This is a genomic window from Acinetobacter sp. ANC 4648, from assembly GCF_002135345.1.
Lineage (GTDB): Bacteria > Pseudomonadota > Gammaproteobacteria > Pseudomonadales > Moraxellaceae > Acinetobacter.
In genome coordinates, this window is record NZ_NEGI01000003.1 from 75,673 (window position 1) to 98,741 (window position 23,069).

The 23,069-nt window shown below is 37.6% G+C and carries 26 protein-coding genes; 15 read left to right on the forward strand and 11 right to left on the reverse strand.

The window, feature by feature from the left end; all coding sequences use genetic code 11:
• The first annotated feature begins 9 nt into the window (after positions 1 to 9).
• The 7 genes from B9T27_RS06415 (at position 10) to B9T27_RS06445 (ending at position 4,886) form a co-directional block, all read left to right on the forward strand.
• Entirely contained in the window at positions 10 to 327 is a 318-nt protein-coding gene (locus B9T27_RS06415; RefSeq protein ID WP_171263356.1) for a Rieske (2Fe-2S) protein, read from the forward strand.
• A 36-nt stretch (positions 328 to 363) separates the two neighbouring features.
• Entirely contained in the window at positions 364 to 978 is a 615-nt protein-coding gene (locus tag B9T27_RS06420; RefSeq protein WP_086206025.1) for an OB-fold-containig protein, read from the forward strand.
• Between the two features lie 541 nt (positions 979 to 1,519).
• Entirely contained in the window at positions 1,520 to 1,711 is a 192-nt protein-coding gene (gene cydP, locus B9T27_RS06425; RefSeq protein WP_086206026.1) for a cytochrome oxidase putative small subunit CydP, read from the forward strand.
• Positions 1,711 to 3,309 carry a cytochrome ubiquinol oxidase subunit I gene (locus B9T27_RS06430; RefSeq protein ID WP_086206027.1) on the forward strand — a complete coding sequence of 533 codons (1,599 nt, stop codon included), beginning with the start codon at positions 1,711 to 1,713 and terminating at the stop codon, positions 3,307 to 3,309. The genes cydP and B9T27_RS06430 overlap by 1 nt, the downstream gene beginning before the upstream one ends.
• The gene (cydB, locus tag B9T27_RS06435) at positions 3,306 to 4,451 is read left to right on the forward strand and encodes a cytochrome d ubiquinol oxidase subunit II (protein ID WP_086206028.1); all 1,146 of its coding nucleotides are present in this window, start codon (positions 3,306 to 3,308) and stop codon (positions 4,449 to 4,451) included. The genes B9T27_RS06430 and cydB overlap by 4 nt, the downstream gene beginning before the upstream one ends.
• 32 nt (positions 4,452 to 4,483) lie before the next feature.
• Positions 4,484 to 4,585 (forward strand): cytochrome bd-I oxidase subunit CydX, encoded by a 102-nt coding sequence (cydX, locus tag B9T27_RS06440; protein WP_002120988.1) that lies wholly within the window; start codon positions 4,484 to 4,486, stop codon positions 4,583 to 4,585.
• Between the two features lie 4 nt (positions 4,586 to 4,589).
• Positions 4,590 to 4,886: a cyd operon YbgE family protein gene (locus B9T27_RS06445; RefSeq protein WP_086206029.1), complete on the forward strand. Its 297-nt coding sequence runs from the start codon at positions 4,590 to 4,592 to the stop codon at positions 4,884 to 4,886.
• A 167-nt stretch (positions 4,887 to 5,053) separates the two neighbouring features.
• Here B9T27_RS06445 and B9T27_RS06450 read toward each other — a convergent pair whose 3' ends face one another.
• Both B9T27_RS06450 and lpxB read right to left on the reverse strand, forming a co-directional pair.
• Positions 5,054 to 5,575, reverse strand: coding sequence for a GNAT family N-acetyltransferase (locus tag B9T27_RS06450; RefSeq protein WP_086206030.1), 522 nt, complete (start codon positions 5,573 to 5,575; stop codon positions 5,054 to 5,056).
• A 24-nt stretch (positions 5,576 to 5,599) separates the two neighbouring features.
• A complete protein-coding gene (gene lpxB / locus B9T27_RS06455; RefSeq protein ID WP_086206031.1) occupies positions 5,600 to 6,772 on the reverse strand; it encodes a lipid-A-disaccharide synthase in 1,173 nt (390 codons plus the stop codon).
• Positions 6,773 to 7,021: 249 nt separating this feature from the next.
• On the opposite strand from lpxB, the gene B9T27_RS06460 reads away from it, so the two are divergent.
• The 3 genes from B9T27_RS06460 to B9T27_RS06470 all read left to right on the forward strand — a co-directional run bounded on the left by B9T27_RS06460 (position 7,022) and on the right by B9T27_RS06470 (position 9,723).
• Complete coding sequence (locus tag B9T27_RS06460; RefSeq protein ID WP_086206032.1) at positions 7,022 to 7,900, forward strand: sulfite exporter TauE/SafE family protein; 879 nt, start codon at positions 7,022 to 7,024, stop codon at positions 7,898 to 7,900.
• Between the two features lie 148 nt (positions 7,901 to 8,048).
• Positions 8,049 to 9,140, forward strand: coding sequence for a 3-deoxy-7-phosphoheptulonate synthase (locus B9T27_RS06465; protein ID WP_086206253.1), 1,092 nt, complete (start codon positions 8,049 to 8,051; stop codon positions 9,138 to 9,140).
• 58 nt (positions 9,141 to 9,198) lie between these two features.
• Complete coding sequence (locus tag B9T27_RS06470) at positions 9,199 to 9,723, forward strand: protein tyrosine phosphatase family protein (protein WP_086206033.1); 525 nt, start codon at positions 9,199 to 9,201, stop codon at positions 9,721 to 9,723.
• 92 nt (positions 9,724 to 9,815) lie between these two features.
• Here B9T27_RS06470 and ispF read toward each other — a convergent pair whose 3' ends face one another.
• Positions 9,816 to 10,310, reverse strand: coding sequence for a 2-C-methyl-D-erythritol 2,4-cyclodiphosphate synthase (gene ispF, locus B9T27_RS06475; protein ID WP_086206034.1), 495 nt, complete (start codon positions 10,308 to 10,310; stop codon positions 9,816 to 9,818).
• Between the two features lie 100 nt (positions 10,311 to 10,410).
• Between ispF and B9T27_RS06480 the strand changes: the two genes are divergently transcribed.
• A complete protein-coding gene (locus tag B9T27_RS06480) occupies positions 10,411 to 11,064 on the forward strand; it encodes a hypothetical protein (protein ID WP_086206035.1) in 654 nt (217 codons plus the stop codon).
• A gap of 186 nt (positions 11,065 to 11,250) precedes the next feature.
• Here the strand turns inward: B9T27_RS06480 and B9T27_RS06485 are convergent, their stop codons facing one another.
• The 4 genes from B9T27_RS06485 to B9T27_RS06500 all read right to left on the reverse strand — a co-directional run bounded on the left by B9T27_RS06485 (position 11,251) and on the right by B9T27_RS06500 (position 14,939).
• Entirely contained in the window at positions 11,251 to 12,099 is an 849-nt protein-coding gene (locus B9T27_RS06485; protein ID WP_086206036.1) for a DMT family transporter, read from the reverse strand.
• Positions 12,100 to 12,173: 74 nt separating this feature from the next.
• Positions 12,174 to 13,211 carry a class II fructose-bisphosphate aldolase gene (gene fba, locus B9T27_RS06490; RefSeq protein WP_086206037.1) on the reverse strand — a complete coding sequence of 346 codons (1,038 nt, stop codon included), beginning with the start codon at positions 13,209 to 13,211 and terminating at the stop codon, positions 12,174 to 12,176.
• 128 nt (positions 13,212 to 13,339) lie between these two features.
• Positions 13,340 to 13,606 carry a hypothetical protein gene (locus B9T27_RS06495; RefSeq protein WP_086206038.1) on the reverse strand — a complete coding sequence of 89 codons (267 nt, stop codon included), beginning with the start codon at positions 13,604 to 13,606 and terminating at the stop codon, positions 13,340 to 13,342.
• A 145-nt stretch (positions 13,607 to 13,751) separates the two neighbouring features.
• Positions 13,752 to 14,939, reverse strand: coding sequence for a phosphoglycerate kinase (locus B9T27_RS06500; protein WP_086206039.1), 1,188 nt, complete (start codon positions 14,937 to 14,939; stop codon positions 13,752 to 13,754).
• 144 nt (positions 14,940 to 15,083) lie between these two features.
• Here B9T27_RS06500 and B9T27_RS06505 point away from each other — a divergent pair, with 144 nt between their 5' ends.
• From B9T27_RS06505 to B9T27_RS06520, 4 genes are all read left to right on the forward strand, one after another.
• A complete protein-coding gene (locus B9T27_RS06505; RefSeq protein WP_086206040.1) occupies positions 15,084 to 15,467 on the forward strand; it encodes a DUF2237 family protein in 384 nt (127 codons plus the stop codon).
• Between the two features lie 14 nt (positions 15,468 to 15,481).
• The gene (locus B9T27_RS06510; RefSeq protein WP_086206254.1) at positions 15,482 to 16,075 is read left to right on the forward strand and encodes a Maf family protein; all 594 of its coding nucleotides are present in this window, start codon (positions 15,482 to 15,484) and stop codon (positions 16,073 to 16,075) included.
• A 51-nt stretch (positions 16,076 to 16,126) separates the two neighbouring features.
• Positions 16,127 to 17,293, forward strand: coding sequence for a cupin domain-containing protein (locus tag B9T27_RS06515; protein ID WP_086206041.1), 1,167 nt, complete (start codon positions 16,127 to 16,129; stop codon positions 17,291 to 17,293).
• A gap of 188 nt (positions 17,294 to 17,481) precedes the next feature.
• Entirely contained in the window at positions 17,482 to 19,152 is a 1,671-nt protein-coding gene (locus B9T27_RS06520; protein WP_086206042.1) for an FMN-binding glutamate synthase family protein, read from the forward strand.
• Positions 19,153 to 19,267: 115 nt separating this feature from the next.
• Here B9T27_RS06520 and B9T27_RS06525 read toward each other — a convergent pair whose 3' ends face one another.
• Genes B9T27_RS06525 through B9T27_RS06540 form a run of 4 tightly spaced genes read right to left on the reverse strand, consistent with a single transcriptional unit; the run spans position 19,268 to position 22,990 of the window.
• Positions 19,268 to 20,296 carry an alpha/beta hydrolase gene (locus tag B9T27_RS06525; RefSeq protein ID WP_086206043.1) on the reverse strand — a complete coding sequence of 343 codons (1,029 nt, stop codon included), beginning with the start codon at positions 20,294 to 20,296 and terminating at the stop codon, positions 19,268 to 19,270.
• On the reverse strand, positions 20,297 to 21,427 hold the full coding sequence (locus B9T27_RS06530) for a YdcF family protein (protein WP_086206044.1): 1,131 nt from the start codon (positions 21,425 to 21,427) through the stop codon (positions 20,297 to 20,299).
• A 6-nt stretch (positions 21,428 to 21,433) separates the two neighbouring features.
• Positions 21,434 to 22,468, reverse strand: a complete 1,035-nt coding sequence (gene murB / locus B9T27_RS06535) for a UDP-N-acetylmuramate dehydrogenase (protein ID WP_086206045.1) — start codon at positions 22,466 to 22,468, stop codon at positions 21,434 to 21,436.
• A gap of 15 nt (positions 22,469 to 22,483) precedes the next feature.
• Complete coding sequence (locus B9T27_RS06540; RefSeq protein ID WP_086206046.1) at positions 22,484 to 22,990, reverse strand: low molecular weight protein-tyrosine-phosphatase; 507 nt, start codon at positions 22,988 to 22,990, stop codon at positions 22,484 to 22,486.
• Positions 22,991 to 23,069 lie beyond the last annotated feature (79 nt).

The window sequence follows — 23,069 nt, forward strand, 5'->3', positions numbered from 1 at the left end:
AAAATTGCAATGACTGAAGAAATCCCTGAAAGAGAAGCGCGTGCTTTTGACACAGATGATGGTCGAACCATTTTTATCACTCAACGTGATGGCGCTTACTATGCTTACAATAATCTTTGCCCGCATCTACAAACTGAATTGGAATTTTTAGAAAATCAGTTTTTAGATCAGGATGGTGAATATATTCAATGTTCAACCCATGGCGCATTATTTAATGTCGAAACGGGTGAATGTATTTCGGGACCTTGCTTAGGTGAAAGTCTAGAGAAAGTGAATATTAAAGTGCATTCTGATGGTGGAATTTACATCGAAGACTCAGCACAGTAGGCTTTAAAAACCTACTCAATTGCCCCAAGGACAGCCATGCTCGATTTTTTCTTCGAACCTGATCTTATGCCATTTCATATCAGTGTTATTCTTTTGATCTTACTCAGCATGGCTGAAACTATTGGTTATTATATTGGCCTTAGACCCAGCACTTTTTTTAAGCGAATCTCTCCCGACTGGCTTACCCATTCCCCTTTTATTCAAGTCAAATTTGCCAAAGTTCTAATCGTAGTCTTCTTTTTAATTACCTTTAGTTTTGCTGGATACCTTCTGCAACTGATTGTATATGCTAGTCAGCATCACTTTTTTCCATGGTATTACATGATTATACCAGCGCTGATTATTGCAATTTTCTTTACTGTATTTATGATTCATTGTTTAGATCAAGTCATTAAACCACAAGTGATACAAACCCAAGTCAATCTCTTAGGCCGCTTAGCAACAGTTTCAAGTGGCAATGCTCGCCCTGGTTTTTCGGCTCAAGCTCGTGTTCGAGATGAATTCGGACAACTTCACTATGTTCAAGTTGAGCCCGAGTTTGGTGAACTAGAATTCCAATCGCAGATTATTTTAATTCGTTTTAGAAAGTCACATTACATTGCAAAAAATATTTCAAGATCGAACCATCTTTTTAGTTCAGAACAATTTTAGATCAATACAATTATTCCAATACATGATCTAGTTTAAATTACAAAATACCATTTAGGTCACCTCCACGCTTTGCACCTATGTGTATAAGTAAAAATCATACTCTCTAAATTTTTTTAAATGACATCTTTACTCGTTAAAAAATAGCAAATATCAAAAGTACTTCATACGGTTTTCTACTAAAAATCTTTACAATTTAACGCACTAAATTACTTGAAATACAAATTATAACCAACTATTTTACTATGAATACTTTTTGTACTAAACCAAATAAAATTTCATTAAAATATTTAATCCATATTAATATGGTTGGTTTATTCTAAATAAACAATACTAATTTAGTCGGTTTATTTTCTAATAATCACAACCATTTTAATCAACTTTAAAATAGCATAAAATTAGATTATTTTTTATTTAAAAAAACACATAACACTTTGTTTATAAATAAAATAATAATATATTTTTATTTTAATTGTTTTATCTATTTATTTTATATTGTTTTTTGTTTAATAATATAAAAGAAATTAAATAATAGGCTTATCCCATGAGCTTAAAATCTAATGATGTAAATCGTCGTCTTGTTCGAGAAATCACAGTCATATTAATAATTAAGATTGTGATTTTATTAACCATCAAGCATATCTGGTTTGATGCGCCGACGATCCCTAAAGATTTTGACAATCAAGTTGCTGAGCGTATTGCTGGCAGTCCTTCCCAAATCAAGGAGACACGTTGATGATTTCTGAAAGCGTGGTCGATCTTTCGCGGTTCCAATTTGCAATGACCGCGATGTATCACTTTATTTTTGTACCACTGACTTTAGGTCTGGCTTTTATTCTTGCCATTATGGAAACTACATATGTGATTTCAGGTAAAGAAATTTATAAAGACATGACCCAATTTTGGGGAAAACTTTTTGGTATTAACTTCGCCCTAGGTGTAACTACGGGCTTAACCATGGAGTTCCAGTTCGGTACAAACTGGGCCTATTACTCACATTATGTTGGTGATATTTTCGGTGCTCCACTGGCTATTGAAGGATTAATGGCTTTCTTCCTAGAATCAACTTTTATTGGTTTATTCTTTTTTGGCTGGGATCGCCTCTCTAAAGTCCAGCATTTAGGTGTAACATGGTTAGTTGCACTTGGATCGAATTTATCTGCATTATGGATTTTGGTCGCCAATGCTTGGATGCAAAACCCAGTTGGTTCAGCATTTAACTTTGAAACCATGCGTATGGAACTTGTAGACTTCGGCGCGCTAATATTCAATCCAGTTGCTCAAGTTAAATTTGTGCATACCGTTTCAGCAGGTTATGTGACTGGTGCAATTTTCGTCTTAGCAATTTCAAGTTATTACTTACTTAAGAAACAAGACTTACCTTTTGCTCGCCGCTCCTTTGCAATTGCTGCGATTTTTGGTCTAGCATCAACACTGTCAGTTATTTTATTAGGTGATGAATCTGGTTATGAATTGGGTGATGTTCAAAAAACCAAACTCGCCGCGATTGAAGCTGAATGGGATACGCATCCTGCACCTGCTCCATTTACTGTATTTGGTATTCCAAATCAACAAGAAATGCGAACAGACTATGCCATCCGCATTCCCTATGTCATGGGAATCATTGCGACACGTTCTTTAGACAAAGAAGTGACAGGCCTCAAAGACCTAATGACTCAACATGAAGTTCGCATTCGCAATGGTATGCAGGCCTATAGCGAACTTGAACAGCTTCGAGCAGGTGACCGTTCTCCTGAACTCATGGCATCATTCACTGAAAACCAAAAAGATTTAGGCTATGGCTTACTTCTTAAAAAATACACCCCGAATGTTGTGGATGCTTCTGAGGAACAGATCAAAGCAGCAACCAAAGATACTATTCCAAATGTTACCGCTTTGTTCTTTTCATTCCGCGCGATGGTTGCTTCTGGCTTCTTGATGTTACTGCTGTTTCTTCTTGCAACGTATGCTGTCGCCAAACGTAATGCAGAAAACAAACCGTGGTTACTTAAATTTGCATTATTTGCACTGCCGTTACCATGGATTGCAGCACAGACGGGTTGGTATGTTGCTGAAGGTGGTCGTCAACCATGGTCGATTGGTGAAATACTTCCGACACACTTATCTGCTTCAAGCTTAAGCACTGGTGATGTTTGGGGTTCAATTATTGCACTTGCAGCGTTCTATACCGTACTTCTCATTATTGAGATGTATTTAATGATCAAATTCTCGCGCTTAGGTCCAAGTTCGTTACATACGGGTAAATATCATTTTGAAAAATTAGCTGCAAAAGATCATACCAATCACGCTAAAATTGAGGAGTCTCAATCATGATCGAATATGAACTTCTCAAAATAATCTGGTGGGTATTGGTCGGTGTACTCCTAATTGGTTTTGCACTTACAGATGGTTTCGATATGGGCTCAATGGCACTTATGCCATTTGTAGGAAAAACAGATGATGAACGCCGTGCTGCAATCAATACGATTGCACCACACTGGGAAGGCAATCAAGTTTGGTTTGTGACTGCTGGCGGTGCATTATTTGCCGCATGGCCAATGGTTTATGCCACTGCTTTCTCTGGCATGTATTGGGCACTTTTACTGGTCTTATTTGCATTATTTTTACGACCTGTAGGCTTTGACTACCGATCTAAACTACAAAATACTCAATGGCGTACCTCATGGGATTGGGGTCTAGCAATTGGTGGTGCGGTACCCGCACTCGTTTTTGGTGTCGCATTCGGTAACATGTTCCTTGGTGTTCCCTTTACTCTAGATGAAACTGTACGTTCAACATACACAGGTAGCTTCTTTGCTCTACTGAATCCATTTGCTTTAGTCTGCGGCTTAGTGAGCTTATCCATGCTATGTGCGCACGGTGGTGCATGGTTAATGCTACGTACCGATGGTGTATTACGTCAACGTTCTGCCAAAGCAACACAACTGATGGGAATCATCTTCTTAGTTTGTTTCTTAGGTGCAGGTGCTTGGTTATATTTCGGTGGTATTCAAGGTTATACCCTTGTAACCCCTTACAATACTAATGGCGTAGCTAACCCATTAGCAAAACAAGTTCTCACCAATGCAAACCCAGGCTGGATGAATAACTATTCAATCTATCCAATTACTATGCTTGCGCCAATCGCGGCAATCTTAGGTGGGTTACTAATCGTCTTGGCTGCGGGTAAAAATAAAGCTGGACTGAGCTTTACAGGCTCGACCCTAGCAGTAACTGGCTCCATCTTAACGGCTGGCTTTGCACTGTTCCCATTCCTGATGCCATCCAGTATTAACCCAACGGTAAGTTTAACAATGTGGGATGCTGTTTCAAGTAAAAATACCCTAACCGTTATGACTGTTGTTGCCTGTATTTTTGTTCCACTAATTATATGCTACACCACTTGGTGCTACTATAAAATGTGGGGTGTGATTACCAACAAACACATTCAAGATAACTCACACAGCCTTTATTAAGGTTGTGTTTATAAGAAATAAGGAGAATAGTTATGTGGTACTTCGCTTGGATTCTTGGCATCTTGATGGCGTGTTTTGCAGGTGTGCTAAGTGCCCTATACATTGAACATCATCAAGATTTAGATGAGGAATGAGACGATGACAGAAATCGCAATGACAACAAAAGAAAAAAAGCCGAATAAATTTGCAATGGCCGTTTCATTTTTGATGGCATTGCCACTTGCTGCGGTATTATTAATTCACCCAAGTCTCATGCTTGATGCGAATGGTCATTACAATCATACGGCATTAATGTTGATCATGATTGGGATCTCAGGTGGATTCATTCACGGCGTAGGGTTTCTGCCTAGATTTTGGTTATGGAAATGGCTATTTAGCCCCTATATTGCATGGCCACTCATGCTTTGGGGTTACTACACTTGGTTCTTTACTTAATCAAACCGCTCTCTCTTTAAGCCCTCAAATTATGAGGGCTTATTTAATTAATACTTATCTTTAATTTTTAGCGACTTATAATTTGAGTTATTAGGTAAATCATTGCGAATGATACATCCTGTCTATATAGATGATAATACCCACTCCAATCACAACTTAGATTCAATCTATATAACTATGATCTTTTTCATCTTAATCAAATGTAAATCCACAATAGGCTGACCCACATTTGCATCCACGGGATAAGCTTCTATTTCACCAGTTCGTACATAACCACGACACTCATAATATGCAATTAATTCATCACAGACATTAAGCACCCACATTACATAATAGCTTAATTCTGTTGGATGCTGTTTAGCATACTTTTTAGAATGGTTTTCTGCGTACGCTAAAAAACGCTTCCCGATTCCTTGATTCTGCCAATGCGGTGCAATACAAAAAGTACCTATTTCAAATTCTAGGTGAAGATACGTCAACCCAATACAAGCAATGATAGTTTTCTGATCACAATCTTGTATTTCAGCGATTAAGAGTTGATTATTCGGTTGCTGGATACGAGCACCTACCACAATATGTGATTCACTCGCCCAACTTTTCCCTAAGTTTTGTCGATAGGCAGAATTAATCAAGTTAACCAATTGAGGAATATCAGATAGTTTTACCGCTCTAAATTCTAACTGCTGTATAAAAAATTCAACTTATCCCTTACCTTACTGAATAAGACCTAAAATAGCCTGAACCGGATCTTCACTATTATTTGCCAATAACTTCTTATGCATAGTAATCAATTGCATCACTTGTATTTGCGAAGTTTCCACACCCATTAATTTTTCAATTTCTGCCGCTAAATTTTCAGGAGTCGCATCACTTTGAATTAATTCTTGAATCACTTTTTTACCTGCAATGATATTTGGTAACGAGTAATATTGAATTTTAACCAATAGTTTCGCAATAATATAAGTCAACCAATTTAGCTGATAAAAAGTCACCATTGGTCGATGTAGCAGCATCGCTTCTAATGTCGCAGTGCCAGATGCTAAAGCAACAATATTCGCAGCATTCATCACCTGACGACCAATTTTAGATTCTTGGTCTGAGTTTTCCATTAAGCGAATTTTGGCGACTAAACTTGCAGGACGTTGTTTTAGCAAAGCTTCAATTTGTAATTTTCGAGCGTCATTAATGGCTGGAATTAAAAATTCATATTCAGGATATTTTTTATGAATAATGGCCGCTGCATCTAAAACCAAAGGGCCAAGCCGTTCAACTTCTCCACGACGACTCCCAGGTAATAAAGCAATGTGCTTTTGATTCACATCCAAACCTAATTCTAATTTCGCATCATGAATTGGATTTTTTAAGGGCAATTGACTCGCCAAAGGATGCCCAACAAAAGCTGCGGGTACTGCAAATCGTTGATAAAATGCTTTTTCAAATGGGAACAAGCATAGAACTAAATCAATCGAAGCTTTAATCCCATGTACTCGTCCCTGACGCCAAGCCCATACCGATGGACTCACATATTGCACAGTTTTAATTGGTAAATTATTTTGCTTAATACTTTTAGCAAGGCGCAAATTAAAATCAGGCGCGTCGATTCCAATAAAAATATCAACTGGATTTTTAGTCCATTTTTCAACCAAGCCATCACGCACAGCAAATAATTTTTTAATATCTTTAAGGACTTCAACTATCCCCATGACTGATAAAATGTCCATCGAATAATAGCTTGCAAATCCTTCAGCAATCATTTGAGGGCCACCAATCCCCTCAAATTCAACCTCGATACCTTGCTCGCGAAAACTTCGGATCAGCTTTGCTCCCAATGTATCACCAGAAACTTCACCCACGACTATTCCAATTTTAAGCTTTCGATTTTGCAAGACTTAATTCCCCTAGAAATTCCGAGCCATCTTAGCATAATCCATCTTTGCTTAAAGTTGTATTTCTAGATAAACCTCAAGCTTGAAAAGCTGTCGTAACTAAAACCCCAGCAATAAAAATCAAGCCTAAAAAATACAAGGTTGATTTACTTTAGCATTTTTTAGAATAAGTAAATCAACAATCAAGACAACCACTTATATGAAAAAGTCATAAGATAAGTCTGATTTTGATATTTGGCATTTCCAGTCATGTTTGGTCCAATTGAGTTTATTTTAGCAGGCGTTTTAGTGGGATTCTGCGTAGGCATTACGGGTGTGGGTGGTGGATCACTAATGACTCCAATTTTAATCAGTCTATTTAAAATAGAACCACATATCGCGATTGGTACTGACCTGCTTTACGCTGCGATTTCAAAATTTTGTGGGTCAATGGTACATGCAAAAAAACTCAATATCGTTTGGCCCATCGTGATTTGGTTAGCATTGGGAAGTATCCCTGCTTCATTAATGACACATTGGGTTTTGGATCATTATTTAAGCCAATCTAGTAACTATAAAGCGGTACTTACCACCGTTCTTGGCTTTATGCTGACCTTAACAGGTCTTTCCATCATGTTCCGTGCACATATTGAACGATTTTTTAACCGTTTCCGTCATACAACCATCGATTTAAATAATACGCCACCTTTTAATATTGAAGGTAAACGCATTTATGTTGTGATTATGGGCTTCATTCTCGGTGTGTTTGTCACCTTATCTTCTGTAGGTGCAGGTGCTTTTGGTATTATGGCACTGATCCTAATGTTCCCCAATTTACCGATGATCCGTATTATCGGTTCAGATGTGGTACATGCGGTATTGCTTACTTCTGTCGCGGGCTTTGCGCATATGAGTTCTGGGAATGTTGATTTTCATTTACTTGGATGGCTATTACTCGGCTCAATCCCTGCAATCATTATTGGTACATTAATCAGCTCACGTTTACCAGAAAGAATGATTCGTAAAATTTTAGGGATTACATTATTTGCTTTAGGCATCAACTTTATTCTTCACCCAGTAAAAACTAAACCGATAGAAAAACCACATACAGCCCAGCTCATTAGTACCGAAAATTCAGTACAGGCATAACCAAAATTATCTTATCTCCAATATTTCACGATTTTATTGATGTTTTATATAGATTTTATTGATGTTATCTATAGCAATGTGTTGATCAAATCGTGTTATATTCAAACAACTAAAAATACTTTCGTATGATCTAATACCAGTGACGGCAATGAATACAGTAAAGTCAAATCCTATTACTCAATCAGATATTGATGACGTGAATGTACAGAGCATTCAACCGCTTGTAACTCCAGCTGAACTTAAAGCTGAACTTCCTTTAAATGAAAATGCCTATCAAACTGTGCTGCATGGTCGTGAAACTGTGCGCAATATTTTAGATGGCAACGATAAACGTCTTTTTGTTGTGATTGGACCGTGTTCCATTCATGATATTGCTGCTGCACATGATTATGCAGACCGCTTAAAAGTTTTAAGTGAAAAAGTAAAAGATACGCTCTTCATTGTTATGCGTGTTTATTTTGAAAAGCCACGTACAACCGTTGGCTGGAAAGGTTTAGTTAATGATCCTGACATGAATGACTCTTTCAACATTGAAAAAGGTCTTCGTTTAGGTCGTAAACTTTTATTAGAATTAAATGATAAGGGTTTACCTTGTGCGACTGAAGCACTTGATCCAAACTCTCCACAATATTATCAAGATTTAATTTCATGGTCTGCCATTGGTGCACGTACCACAGAAAGTCAAACTCATCGTGAAATGTCTTCTGGTCTATCCTCACCTGTAGGCTTTAAGAATGGGACAGATGGCGGCTTAACCGTTGCGACCAATGCCATGCAATCAGTTAAACATGGTCATAGCTTCCTTGGCTTAAATAACGAAGGTCAAGTCTCCGTTATTCGCACCAAAGGTAATCCATATGCACATGTCGTTTTACGTGGTGGCAATGGCAAACCAAACTACGATGCGGGTTCTGTTGCAGATGCAGAAAATGCTTTAGCTAAAGCCAAAGTTAGCAATAAAATCATGATTGATACTAGTCATGCTAATTCGAATAAAGACCCATACCTACAACCGTTGGTTCTTAAAAATATTACCGAACAAATCTTAGATGGCAATAAATCGATTGTCGGGATTATGGTTGAAAGTCACATTAAAGGTGGCCGTCAAGATATTCCTGAAAATCTTGCCGATTTAGAGTATGGTAAATCAGTAACTGATGGTTGTATCGATTGGGAAACCACTGAAAAAGCATTGCTTGAAATGGATGCTGCCTTAAAAGACGTTTTACCAAAACGATAAGATAATAACGAACGCCATCCTTCGTGATGGCGTTTTTATTTAAAGACTGATAATTATTATGAATGACATCGAAACAGAATTAACGCAAATTCCAAATTTTCAATTTGTCCATGAACACCTGTTCAGCTCTGGGCAACCAACCCTAGCGCAATTCAAGCAAATCAAAGAATATGGCGTAGATACTGTTATTAATCTCGCATTTACAGATGCAGATCTGCATTTACAACATGAAGATAAAATTTGTGCTGAACTCGGTTTAAATTATATTCAGCTACCTATTTTATGGGAGACTCCCGCCGATGATCAGTGCCTCTTTATTTTAGATTTAATTGCTCATTTAGTTCAAACTAAAATGGTTTGGGTACATTGCAACCAAAATAAATCTGTCAGTAGTTTAATGTATTTATATCGTCAATATTTTCTAGAGTTGGATATGCCAACAGCACAAGAACTGATGCATCAAATTTGGGAACCCAATGAAACTTGGACAGGTTTGATTTATGCAGTCAGTTTGCAACTACAAGGTCGTAAAGCAACTGAAGATTTACAACAGTGTTTAATTCATCGCGATCAGTTCGCATAAATATTCAGTGATTTTGAATACAATCAAAATCACTGATGCACTCCCTCGTATAAATCAATTCAAATTACCTCCCTGAAGAGCTAATTTTAGAACTACTTTTTCACCAGATGTGAAATCAAAACGGTCGCCGTAGCCAGAATTCCTTCTTGTCGACCGGTAAAACCTAACTGTTCGGTTGTGGTTGCTTTAATACTAATTTGTGTCACATCTACATCTAACACATCAGCGATACTTTGGCGCATTGCTAAATTATGCTTGGCCAATTTTGGACGTTCACATGCAACCGTCATATCTGCATTATTCAGAATATAGCCCCGATCTAAAATTAGTTGATAAACGTGTTTCAATAATTTTCGACTGTCTGCCCCTTTAAACTCAGGGTCGGTATCTGGAAAATGCTGCCCAATATCACCTAAAGCCAAAGCGCCTAACAATGCATCACACAATGCATGTAATACGACATCACCATCTGAGTGTGCTTTTAGACCCTGTGTATGCGGAATTTTAATCCCTGCTAAAGTCACAGAATCACCTTGTTCAAAGGCGTGTACATCCATTCCCTGTCCAATACGGATTTGAGCAATCACTTTAGGCTCCTTTATACGATTTTTAAATTTGAAAATGTTGTATTCATACTTTCTATTTCGCTATAGTACGCATGCAACCATTGTCAAAGTATAAGCGATCATGTTGTTGAAAACTGAGTTTAATCTGATTAAAAATATTGTTTTAGTTCTATGGCTAGGCCATGTGAGCATGAGTATCACGTATGCTCAAGCTATCCAATGTGAGTCTCAAAATACATCCTCCGCACTTCAAAAATTGTGCCACGATGATTTAAAACAATTACGCCATAAATTCAATGAAAAATATATGACGGCTTTTTTAGTCACTGATGCACCAACGCGTCTTGTGGATGATACCAATACTCTTTGGCTCAATCGTATTCAGCAATGTAAAAACATGCAATGCTATAAACAGCAGTTTGATTTACGTCTTGAAGATTTAAATTTTTATACATCTATGAACCAAAGTCTTACTCAACATTTTATTAAATATGAACAAGGTCAAATTGCCAAACAACCTGTGCATTTACAAGTCCATCAACTCACTAAAGAACGCATCAAAATTGAAGGTATCGCTTACCGTAATCCCAACAATCGTAAAGAAAAACAGATTGTTTCCTTACTCGCCTACACCACGGCTAATAAAAAGAATGAAATCATTGATAATGAACATGACTGTAAATATCAATTAAATTTCCAAAAAGCAATTTTAGTCATCAAAAGTAATCAAAAAGGTTGTGAACGTTTTGTTGGTACTTATCGCTTATATGATTAGGATAATTATGTATCAATATGCTTAGTTAACACATTTTGTCATATAAAAATCTTTCCAACCAGAGTTTAAATAACCACTGTCTCTAATTCATCTTTTTCTATAGTACGGTTTTCTTAAGTATTATCCGTCGTGCTTACAGAGCATTAATAGGTAAACTACTATATTTTAATTTTAAAACCTTAATAGCTACGCCAAAGCCAAACATACTACACCAAGCAATCCTAAAACCAGACCGAAAGCTGTAAGTATTTTGAACTTTTCTTTAAATATGATTAATCCTGAAAGAACACCAAACAACACAACTAGGATATTCATTCCTGCAAAAACGACTGCAGGTGAATCTTTAAATAACATATGTGCATTCACATACAGTGCAATATTAGAAAAATTTAAAATACCTAGAACCAACCCACCCCAGACATTCTGTAATTTCCATATTGTGTGAGTAGCCACCAAATATAGCATCGTAAAGACAAAAGAACATCCAAACATTAAATTTAGGGTTACTGGAAATTGCAGTCCTAAATTCGTTGTATATTTCAACAATATATCAACCACTGCATAACCAACCCACACACTCAATAAATAAAGGCTACCCTTACTTATCAGCATTCGTTTTGACATGGCCGCTGGTGAATACAACAAACACAGAACAGCACTAATACCAAGAATCACACCCAAAACTTTAAGTGAATTAAATTGTTCTTGGAATAAAAAGTATGCACTCAGTAAAGATAAAACAACAGATAAGCGCTGTGCAATCTCTGTTTTTAAAATACCAGCCGTTTGTAATGACTTAGCCAGTGCCAAAAAAAGACTAGGAAGAACTACACCTAACACTACAATGAGCCACCATGGCGTGTCAGAAATTGTAATATGAGCTAAATCTGGCTTGAACCAAAAAAAAGACAAAATACTAGCCACTGCATAATTCCATGCAATCATTTGCATTACATCAAAATTTTTATTTTTACAAAATTTTAAGAGAATGGAGACCAGCACACTACACATTGCTGCTGCAAATATAAGTTCCATCTAATGTCCCATTTTAAGAATAAGAAAAAGCCCGCAATAAATGCGGGCTTTTGATTATAGATAATCTTTAACGATTATTTATAACGATTCACCATTTTCTCTAAAGAAATTGGACGAATCTTGTCTGCATTACCTGCTGTACCAAATGAAGTATAACGATCTACACAAATTTGTTTCATTGCATCAACAGTTGCAGAGAAAAATTTACGTGGATCGAATTCGCTTGGCTTTTCAGCCATCATACGGCGCATTGCACCTGTAGATGCTAAACGCAAATCTGTATCGATATTGATCTTACGAACACCATGTTTGATTGCTTCAACCAGTTGCTCAACAGGCACACCATAAGTTTCGCCAATTTCGCCGCCATATTGGTTAATAATCGCTAACCATTCTTGTGGCACAGAGCTTGAACCATGCATTACAAGATGCGTATTTGGCAATGCTGCATGAATTTCTTTAATGCGGTCAATTGCTAAAATATCGCCTGTAGGTGGACGTGTAAATTTATACGCACCGTGCGAAGTCCCCACTGCGATTGCCAAGGCATCAACATTGGTGTCAGCTACAAATTGTGTTGCTTCTTCAACTGAAGTTAAAAGCTGTGAATGATCAAGTACGCCTTCTGCGCCCACACCATCTTCTTCACCCGCCAAACCAGTTTCAAGGCTACCCAAACAACCAATTTCACCTTCAACCGAAACGCCACATGCATGTGCCATTGCAACAGTACGACGTGTAACATCTACGTTATATTCGTAGGAAGTTGGTGTTTTACCATCTGCACCCAACGAACCATCCATCATTACTGATGAAAAACCCAATTGAATCGAGCGTTGGCACACATCAGGATCAGTACCATGATCTTGATGCATCACCACTGGAATATGTGGCCATTCTTCAATTGCCGCCAAAATTAAATGACGTAAAAATGGAGCACCTGCATATTTACGCGCACCCGCCGAAGCTTGTACAATAACCGGTGAATTTGTTTCATCTGCGGCTAACATAATTGCGCGCATTTGTTCTAAATTGTTTACGTTAAACGCTGGTACGCCGTAGTTGTATTCGCCGGCGTGATCCAAGAGCTGGCGCAATGAAATAAGAGCCATAATATCCTCCCAGGTAATGCCCCGTATTCTACATGTGGATTTATTTCAATTCAGCAACAATATGTACTTTTTCAAAAAAAATCCCTGCTTTCGCAGAGACTTTTAATAAAATACAACAATTGCTTAGATTATTGCGCTTTGGATGCTTCTACTTCAGTTGCAGGTGTAGCAAGGTCAGTAGCTGCATTAGCTTTTTCAGCAGAAACGTCCGTATTTTTTTCATCTAGGACTGGCTTATCAATCGTATCAATCACTGCTTGTTGTTCTGGTGTTACCATTGCTGCATCAGTAGCCGCAGTAGTTTGTTCCGAAGCTGGTGCTTTTTCTTGTTTAGAGCATGCTGTCAGTGCTAAAGGAGCAATAATCAGTGTCGCAAAGATAAATTTAAAATTCATTACATAACTCAAATTGGAGATTCATTAGGGATGAGTTTATTGCAGTAATATTTCATTTTTATTACTTAGCGATGAATCACACAATCTCCATCGCATAAAAAAGGCTAACACGAGGTTAGCCTTTTTTAATATACCAGCCTAAAGACTACGCACGTTCTAACAATGCAGCAACTGCTGGAAGTGTCTTACCCTCTACAAACTCAAGGAACGCTCCACCACCTGTAGAAATATAACCAATTTTATCAGCAACATCATATTTATCAATTGCTGCTAACGTATCACCACCACCAGCAATAGAGAAACCAGTAGATTCCGCAATCGCCAATGACAGTGTTTTCGTACCTTCACCAAATTGATCAACCTCAAATACACCGACTGGACCATTCCAAAGAATAGTTTTAGAAGTTTTTAAGATTTCTGCAAATGCTTGCGCTGTGTTTGGGCCAACATCAAGAATCATATCATTGTCAGCAACATCAGCAACATTCTTAATCACAGCCTTTGCTTTAGCTAAAGAACCTAAGAAGTCTGAAAAATCAATTTCAGATGCATCAGCTACGACTACATCTGTAGGAAGTGGTACAGATACTTTTGCTGCAATTGCCTTTGCTGTATCCAACAAATCAGCTTCATACAGTGATTTACCAACATTAAAACCAGCAGCTGCGAGGAAGGTATTAGCAATCCCCCCACCAACGATCAATTGATCACAAATTGTAGCAAGCGACGTTAACACATCTAATTTTGTCGACACTTTAGAGCCAGCAACAATCGCAACCATTGGTTTTTCAGGCGTTTTTAATGCGCGGCCAAGTGCATCTAATTCAGTTGCAAGTAAAGGACCTGCTGCTGCAACAGGTGCAAAACGAGCAACACCTTCAGTTGATGCTTCTGCACGATGCGCCGTACCAAATGCATCCATTACAAATACATCGCAAAGTGCGGCATATTTTTGCGCAAGTTCGGGATTGTTTTTCTTTTCACCAACATTGAAGCGACAGTTTTCAAGTAAAACCACTTGACCCACTTCAACCGCAACACCATCTAAATAATCAGTCAACAAAGTTACGTTTTGACCCAAAGCTTCTGTCAAATAAGCGGCAACAGGAGCAAGTGATTGTTCAGCCTTTGGTTCACCTTCAACAGGACGACCTAAGTGAGAATACACCATTACCGCCGCACCTTTTGCAAGTGCAGCTTGAATAGTTGGTAATGCCGCGCGTAAACGAGCATCACTGGTAATCACACCATTTTTAACAGGAACATTTAAGTCTTCACGAATAAGGACACGCTTGCCTGTTAAATCGAGGTCAGTCATACGCTGAAAATTCATGTATTGCTCACTTTAGAGATATTAAAAATCGCGTAGATTCTAAATGATTACAGAAAAAAAGGTTAGTTACTTTTAAAGAAAAGCTGTAGAAAGATTGAGTTTTGATTATCATAGTCCCAAACTTATTCATCTTGTTGTGTGCTTATGTCATTTCATCCAGATCCAAAAATTAACGGTTTAAATGTTTTAGGTGAACCTTTGGCAAGCTGTTGCTTCTCTCCTATTACTGGTTATTTCCGTAATGGCTTTTGCCATACGGCACCTTCCGACTTAGGTCAACATACTGTTTGTGTTGAAATGACTTCTGAATTTTTAAATTACTCACAAAAAGTGGGCAATGATTTAATCACTCCTCTTCCTGAGCATGGTTTCCTTGGCTTACAACCGGGTGATTTCTGGTGTCTATGTGTTACTCGCTGGGTTGAAGCATATCAAGCAGGTATGGCACCCAATGTAAAACTACAAGCATGTCATCAGGCTGTACTGTCTTATGTTCCTCTGAATATCCTGATGGAATATGCGGTCTGATGGATGACTGTAAAATGAATAATCCTGAAATTATCTTGGCATCATCAAGTCAAACACGTCAAGATTTAATGAACCGTTTAGGTTTAAAATATCGTTGTATCTCACCTGAAATTGATGAATCACCTCGTGGTGAAACTCATGCAGATGATTTAGCTAAAAGGTTGGCTTTTGAAAAAGCACATTTAATAGCGCTAGATCATCCTAATGCAATTATTATAGGTTCAGACCAAGTTGCTTGGCGTGAACACGCACCACAAGCTTTTATTGGTAAACCTTTAATTGTAGAAAATGCAATTGCTCAACTACAAGCTAATTCGGGTCAGAATGTTTACTTCAGTACTGCACTAAGTGTGCAACATTTGTCTTCTGGCTTTGAGCAAACTTTAGTTGAACATTATCATGTCAAGTTCCGTGATCTAACTCTTGCTGAAATTGAACGCTATATTGAAATGGATCAACCTTTACATTGTGCTGGAAGCTTTAAATGTGAAAGCTTAGGCATCAGTTTATTTGAGCAAATGATTGGTCAAGATCAAACCACTTTGATGGGTATGCCAATGATTCAGTTATGTCATATTTTACGAAAACTTGAAATTCAACTTCCTTAAGCTTTTCACTCGAATTAACTTCATCCAAAATTTATACTTAGGCTATTTCCCATGTCCCAACCCTTAGATGTTTTAGGCGGAATTACCGCAGAACAGTTTCTCGCTGAATATTGGCAAAAAAAACCATTACTGGTTCGTAACGCTCTTCCTGACATTGCCAATATTTTAGAACCCAAAGATGTTATGGAGTTAGCACTTGACGAGAACATCACAGCGCGCTTAATTAAACAAAAAGATAAAGATCCTAAGCAATGGTCTGTTAAAACATCACCATTAATTAAAGGTGATTTCCAAAAAATGCCCAAACTATGGACATTGCTGGTTCAAGCGATTGACCATTACTCTTTTGATTTAGCTGAAATGTGGAAAAAATTTCCTTTTATTCCACAATGGCGCCGTGACGACATTATGGTGTCTTATGCCCCTAAAGGTGGCTCAGTAGGTAAACATTTTGATTTTTATGATGTTTTTCTAGTTCAAGGTTTTGGCCATCGTCGTTGGCAGTTGGGGCAAATGTGCGATGCTGACACCGATTTTGTTGCGGGACAGCCTTTAAAATTACTTGCCGAAATCGATGTAAATTTTGATGAAGTACTTGCACCAGGCGATTTACTTTATGTCCCACCAGGGCTATCACACTATGGCGTCGCTGAGGATGATTGTTTAACCTACTCTTTAGGTTTCCGCATGCCAAATATTGCTGACATGATAGATCGTACCAGTGAAAAGTTCGCTACAAATGGCTTATTTCACAATCCACTCATGGATATCGCTCGCACGAATCCAACACAGGTCGGTGAAATTACAGCGCATGAATTATCTTACTTAAAAACTGAACTGCTTGCTCGTCTGCAAGACTCTAGCATTTTAGATGATGCAATCATGAGCTTAATGGCAGAATCAAAGTATCCAGAAAACATTCCTGAAGTAGATGAAATTGGTACAGGAGATCTAGAGGAAGTACTGGATCTAGGCTATTCATTAATGCTAGAACCTGCTTCTCGCTTACTGTATACCGAGCAAGAACATGAATTATCATTTTGGGCAAATGGTGAAATAATCAGTGTTTCTAAAACATTTACACCCATTTTAAAAGAAATTGCAGATGGCCAGTCAATCTTACTGGATGCTAAATTGGCAAATGAAGACATACTTAAAGATATTGCACACCTGCTTAATGAAGCAGTTTTAATGCTTCTACCGCCAGAAGAAGAATAGTCCCATTAGATTCGAATGATCTAAATTCTAATTTGGATCATTCGAATCTTTTGAATATAAAAAATCAGTCTTTAATTTCTGCATAATTAAAAACAATTCTCAATACTAACAAATCATTACTTGAGCTTATTTAGCATTATTGGCAACGTAAGTTTATATATTTTAATTCATTGGAAAATCACATAACAATGGCCAGCCCTTCTCAAGCAATCAGAAGTCGACTTTTAAATACTTTTTTTTCAAGATTCTCCATTTGGTTCACTTGTATTTTTATCGCAATTTATTTGACATGGATTATTTTCTTTACTGAATCCCATTTTATTTATTATTTTTTTTCCGACACCATCTTAAATCTTATTTGGCTCATAAGCACCTTACTTAGCCTAGTCGGTTTATACGATGTCTTACAAAATAAACACGCCATTCTAAGAAATTATCCGATCATGGGACATTTCCGTTTTTTCTTTGAAAGTTTTCGCCCTGAAATTCGCCAGTATTTCATTGAATCAGATAACGATGCCTTACCTTTCTCACGTTCACAACGGAGTTTAGTTTATCAACGCGCAAAGAATGAAAATGCTGACAAACCTTTTGGATCAATTATTGATGTTTATCAAGAAGATTACCGCTTTTTGACACACTCCTTATCTCCATGCACTCCTGCTAACTTTAAAACATTTCGTATTCATATTGGAAATGAACAATGTGCTCAACCTTATAGCGCCTCAATTATGAATATTTCAGCGATGAGTTTTGGTAGCTTAAGCGCTCATGCGATTCTTGCACTAAATAAAGGTGCAGAAATGGGAGGCTTTTACCATGACACAGGTGAAGGTAGTCTAAGCCCATATCACTTAGAAAATAATGGTGATATCGTTTGGGAGATTGGTAGTGGTTATTTTGGTTGTCGAACTTTAAATGGACAATTTGATCCAGACAAGTTTGCTCAACAAGCAATTTTACCTCAAATTAAGATGATTGAAATTAAGCTTTCCCAAGGTGCTAAACCTGGTCATGGTGGTATTTTACCTAAAAATAAAATCAGCGATGAAATTGCACAAATACGCGGTGTGAGCCAAGATGAAGATTGCATCTCTCCAGCGAAGCATTCTGCTTTTAATACTCCCATAGAAATGATGCAGTTTATTCAAAAATTACGAGATCTTTCTGGAGGAAAACCTGTCGGTTTTAAACTCTGTATCGGACAGCCGTGGCAATTTATGAGTATTGTCAAAGCAATGTTACATACTCAAATTTTTCCTGATTTTATCGTTATCGATGGCTCTGAAGGTGGGACAGGTGCAGCACCTATTGAGCTTATTGACCACATGGGTACGCCATTACGTGAAGGCTTATTATTTGTGCATAACACACTCGTAGGGACAGGTCTTCGAGATAAAATCAAAGTCGGTGCAAGTGGTAAAATCATTAGTGCTTTTGATATTGCCAGCACCATGGCGATTGGTGCTGATTGGGTCAATTCTGCGCGTGGATTTATGTTTGCAGTTGGTTGTATTCAAGCGCAGAGCTGTCACACCAATCAATGTCCAGTCGGTGTTGCCACACAAGATAAAGAGCGCCAGAAAGCCATTGATATACCGACCAAAGCAGATCGGGTTTTTAGTTTTCAAAAAAACACCTTAAAGGCACTGGCTGAGATGATAGCAGCAGCAGGTTTACAGCACCCTGCTGAAATCAAAGCACATCATTTAGCCCAACGCATTAATGACCGAGAAATTAAAAATTATGCACAATTACACTTTTGGTTAAAAGATGGTGAACTACTCAATTGTGAAAATAAAGATGAAGAAAAATTTTATTTTAGAATGTGGAATTTAGCTCAATTAGATCGGTTTTAAATATTAGGAATGAACACTGGCAAGCTAAGGTCACTTCAAGATGATGTGGCTTGCCAGTCTTTTATGAAAAAGCTCAATTAACAATCTTCTTCAATTTTTAAATACAGACAATTTTTTAATAATAATCACCACTGGATTGTGCATGTAGAAATGCAGGAATTAATCCAGTCAAAGCGGCACGTATATCTGCCCGCTCGTTAATCAATTGATGAGAACCCTCCTCTAACATCAACAACGTCTGTAATCTAAATTTACGACGAATAAAATCAATGTTGTAACGCCAATCCACAGTTTGATCTTGCGCACCTTGTGCTAACCATACTGGAATTCGACAAGGTGGATAATTTTCCATTTCTTGCATCCATTTTGACATTGCAAGAATCCAATCCATTCCCATCATCCGAGGTTGTAAGGGATCTTTTAGCCGTACAAATCTTAAAAATTCAGGATTATGGTTATTGCGTCTAAAATGACGTGGTACTTCACGCTTAATCCGGCGGATAATCCCTAAACCAATCGAGTTATGCCACCATGCTGATTTTGCTGGCCGTACCAAAGGAGATAATAACAGTACTCGTTCCACAATCGGATTTTCACGGCGCTGTGCATATTCCAATAAATGATGCATCCAGATTGCACCACCTGTACTTTGCCCAATTCCTACCCATGGTTTAGGCAGTTGGTTGGCATTTTTAACATATTGATAGACTGCTTGCAGAACGTCTTGATAATGGTCAAAACTTTGAATATTTGCAGGAGAGCCATCAGTTAAACCATGGCCCGGTAAATCATACGTCAGAACACTAAAACCCTGCTCTAAAAGCTCTTTCACAATAGGCTGATAAATTCCGCTATGTTCTAAATAACCATGCAACAGACAAACCGTGCCTTTAATTTTTTCAATTTTCGGCTGAAATACTTGTACATGCAATTTAAACAACGGCATTTTGATATAGCCTTGCCACTGCTCACAATCGAGTTGATCAAAACCATATAAACGACAGTAAGCTTGAAGCTCTCTAGAGGGAATAAACACTCGATTTAAATTTAAAGGCTCTAATAAATGTGGCGTAACATCCCGACTCGGTACAGGTAAATCAAGTTGTTTTAAAATAATAGGATTTAAAAAAGGAATATCTGACATTTATGGCACCTCTCTACAACCACTGGTCCCAAACAGCACATCACGTATGGTCGCAAGCAGCTCATAATTTGCTCTACGACTATGATCATAATTCAATTTGCTGGGTTTCCAATCTGTTAATTGCGTCGGCATTGGCGCTTCAACTGCAATAGTTTCAACCCCATTCAATGCAAATAAGCGCCGTGTTCTTGGCATATGATATCGATCTGTCACTAAGAGAACTGTGGGAGCACCACCTTTTTTCTGTAATAGTAATGAACTAAACCTAGTATTTTCACAGGTATTCATACTTCTATTTTCTAATAGGTTCGCATCTACTCCACGCGCATTTAACCATTTTTGCATATAAGGTGCTTCTACACCACTCAATACAATTGGAAGCTTTGTTGATTTTTCAATCTTTAATGTGGTTTCTAATCTTAATTTTGTATAATCATTTACAATAATATCTTTTTGATTTTTATCCAGTGTTAAACCACCACCCACCACCACAATAGCGTAGGGTTGTGACAACGTCCGTTTTTTATCTTCATTCTGATTTTGTAGCAGTGCAATATCTTTATAAACTTGCTGATCTACAGATAACTGTTCAGCACTTTCAGTAATTTCATAGCTTTTTAAAAAATGAACATATTTTTCCATCAAAGCTTTATCATCATTATTATTCCCCCCTAGAAGCTCACTCACATCTATTTTAGTAAAAGCAGATTGAACCTCAGATGTGGCAGTTTCAGGCTTTAGCATTAAAGGAATCTGGGGTTTTTCTTGTTGTTCATCCTCCTCTGCTTGCTCTTTTTGAATATCTGCCTGCAACACTTTATAACGGGCTTGAATCAGCGCTAACTCTTGTGAATCCTGATGTTTAATCGCATCTTCGATCACACTAAGATAAGCTTGTCGAGCAATCCATTCATCTGAACCTGGCTCTAAATCCTCAGTGTCTGTTAAAGATGCCATTTGCTGACTTTTCGCTGCAATTCGATTGACTTCTACAGGTACAAATTGATTTAAAACTTTCACGATTAGATTTGAATAAAATGGCGTATACCAAAAAACCACCAGACACGCCAACAGTACAAATAATATTGCAGCTATTCGTACCAATTTGACCATCCAATGCATCTTTTGCATATCAGCTTAACTCACATGTGCTTGTATTAAACCAGACTCATTAAATAACACAGGTTCAGGTTCTAATAAAATATTAAATTGTTTAAATACATCTCGTTGAACTGCTTGATAAGTCGCTTGCACATCTTCTAGCGTTGCTTCTGCATAATTTACAAGTACTAACGCCTGTTTATCAAACATCCCGACTTGAGCCAGTCTTTTACCTTTCCAACCTGACTGATCAATTAACCAACCAGCTGCAATCTTAACATGGCCATCATTTTGTGGATAATGCGGAATATTCGGTGCATTGAGCTTAATTTGCTGCAAATCCTGCTCGGAAATAATTGGATTTTTAAAGAAGCTCCCCACATTTGGAAATGTTTGAGGATCTGGAAGTTTACTTTGGCGAATTCTAATCACTTGTTCTTGTAAATTTTTTGCCGTAATTTCATCTGCCATAGCAGTCTTTAAATCACCATAATTCATTTTTAAATCTGGATTTTTCAATAATTTAAAAACTACATGGCAAATCACATAGCGATTCGGATCATTTTTAAAAATACTATGTCGATAAGCAAAAGTACAATCTTGCGCTTGAATCGAATTAAACTGATTCAAATGACGATCATAAACCTCGACAGATTCAATAAATTCACCCACTTCTACACCATACGCACCTATATTTTGCACTGGTGAAGCGCCAACCAATCCAGGAATCAAGGCCAAATTTTGTAATCCATAAAGCTGTTGCTCTGTAGTCCATAACACAAAGTCATGCCAAACTTGCCCCGCACCCACTTTAATAGTTTTTGTTAATTCATCTTCAGCAAGAAATTCAATGCCCTGAATATCCATATGCATCACCAAAGCATGCAAATGTTGCGGCAATAACATATTACTACCACCTGATAAAATCAGAATATTTAACTGCTGTTTTTGTGCAAAATGGATAGCATCTACTACACTTTCAATAGAATGAATTTTGACATAATGCGAAGCCATTGCATCTAAATTTAAAGTATTAAAAGGTTTAAGCTGAACCTGTTGCTGAATATTCATCATGTTCCTTTTACTTTAATGTAGATGTTGCTTAAAAATGTTAACCCATGCTTGGCTACTAGACTCGCACTGATCCAATACCTGTTCAAAACCAGCATCTCCGCCATAGTAAGGATCTTGCAATGCTTGTTTTGGATAGTTCATATCATGCTCACTCATTAAGGCAATTTTGGCACGAATTTGAGCATGCCCATTTTCACACTTTGCGTGTTGCATTAAAGCCTGAATTTCACTTAAATTTTCAAAGTCCATAGCTAGAATCAAATCAAACTCTGCAAAATCAGCTATTTTTAACTGCCGCGCACGTAAAGCGGATAAGTCATAGCCACGTCTTAATGCATGTTTTTGACTACGTAAATCTGGAGACTTATTCGGATGATAATTACTTGTTCCAGCGGAATCGATAAAAATATTAAGTTGCTGGCTGTCGCAGAAATGTCGTAAAACCACTTCAGCCGTGGGTGAACGACAAATATTTCCTAAACACACACATAACACCTTGTATGGCGTTTTGGACGGCATAACAACCTCAAAAGTTCATTTCTTTTCAAGGCTATTATGTTAAGTTATTTACAAGGTGAATCCTATAGAACAGCAAAAC

What these genes read in the sequence shown, in the direction of transcription:
- B9T27_RS06430 (WP_086206027.1), top strand. Translation starts at nt 1,711, where the DNA reads ATGATTTCTGAAAGCGTGGTCGATCTTTCGCGGTTCCAATTTGCAATG.
- B9T27_RS06495 (WP_086206038.1), bottom strand. Translation starts at nt 13,606, where the DNA reads ATGAATTTTAAATTTATCTTTGCGACACTGATTATTGCTCCTTTAGCA.
- cydB (WP_086206028.1), top strand. Translation starts at nt 3,306, where the DNA reads ATGATCGAATATGAACTTCTCAAAATAATCTGGTGGGTATTGGTCGGT.
- B9T27_RS06465 (WP_086206253.1), top strand. Translation starts at nt 8,049, where the DNA reads ATGAATACAGTAAAGTCAAATCCTATTACTCAATCAGATATTGATGAC.
- B9T27_RS06515 (WP_086206041.1), top strand. Translation starts at nt 16,127, where the DNA reads ATGTCCCAACCCTTAGATGTTTTAGGCGGAATTACCGCAGAACAGTTT.
- B9T27_RS06460 (WP_086206032.1), top strand. Translation starts at nt 7,022, where the DNA reads ATGTTTGGTCCAATTGAGTTTATTTTAGCAGGCGTTTTAGTGGGATTC.
- B9T27_RS06470 (WP_086206033.1), top strand. Translation starts at nt 9,199, where the DNA reads ATGAATGACATCGAAACAGAATTAACGCAAATTCCAAATTTTCAATTT.
- fba (WP_086206037.1), bottom strand. Translation starts at nt 13,211, where the DNA reads ATGGCTCTTATTTCATTGCGCCAGCTCTTGGATCACGCCGGCGAATAC.
- B9T27_RS06540 (WP_086206046.1), bottom strand. Translation starts at nt 22,990, where the DNA reads ATGCCGTCCAAAACGCCATACAAGGTGTTATGTGTGTGTTTAGGAAAT.
- B9T27_RS06445 (WP_086206029.1), top strand. Translation starts at nt 4,590, where the DNA reads ATGACAGAAATCGCAATGACAACAAAAGAAAAAAAGCCGAATAAATTT.
- cydP (WP_086206026.1), top strand. Translation starts at nt 1,520, where the DNA reads ATGAGCTTAAAATCTAATGATGTAAATCGTCGTCTTGTTCGAGAAATC.
- B9T27_RS06415 (WP_171263356.1), top strand. Translation starts at nt 10, where the DNA reads ATGACTGAAGAAATCCCTGAAAGAGAAGCGCGTGCTTTTGACACAGAT.
- B9T27_RS06480 (WP_086206035.1), top strand. Translation starts at nt 10,411, where the DNA reads ATGTTGTTGAAAACTGAGTTTAATCTGATTAAAAATATTGTTTTAGTT.
- B9T27_RS06520 (WP_086206042.1), top strand. Translation starts at nt 17,482, where the DNA reads ATGGCCAGCCCTTCTCAAGCAATCAGAAGTCGACTTTTAAATACTTTT.
- B9T27_RS06530 (WP_086206044.1), bottom strand. Translation starts at nt 21,427, where the DNA reads ATGCAAAAGATGCATTGGATGGTCAAATTGGTACGAATAGCTGCAATA.
- B9T27_RS06485 (WP_086206036.1), bottom strand. Translation starts at nt 12,099, where the DNA reads ATGGAACTTATATTTGCAGCAGCAATGTGTAGTGTGCTGGTCTCCATT.
- murB (WP_086206045.1), bottom strand. Translation starts at nt 22,468, where the DNA reads ATGAATATTCAGCAACAGGTTCAGCTTAAACCTTTTAATACTTTAAAT.
- B9T27_RS06500 (WP_086206039.1), bottom strand. Translation starts at nt 14,939, where the DNA reads ATGAATTTTCAGCGTATGACTGACCTCGATTTAACAGGCAAGCGTGTC.
- cydX (WP_002120988.1), top strand. Translation starts at nt 4,484, where the DNA reads ATGTGGTACTTCGCTTGGATTCTTGGCATCTTGATGGCGTGTTTTGCA.
- B9T27_RS06510 (WP_086206254.1), top strand. Translation starts at nt 15,482, where the DNA reads ATGAATAATCCTGAAATTATCTTGGCATCATCAAGTCAAACACGTCAA.
- B9T27_RS06505 (WP_086206040.1), top strand. Translation starts at nt 15,084, where the DNA reads ATGTCATTTCATCCAGATCCAAAAATTAACGGTTTAAATGTTTTAGGT.
- B9T27_RS06525 (WP_086206043.1), bottom strand. Translation starts at nt 20,296, where the DNA reads ATGTCAGATATTCCTTTTTTAAATCCTATTATTTTAAAACAACTTGAT.
- B9T27_RS06420 (WP_086206025.1), top strand. Translation starts at nt 364, where the DNA reads ATGCTCGATTTTTTCTTCGAACCTGATCTTATGCCATTTCATATCAGT.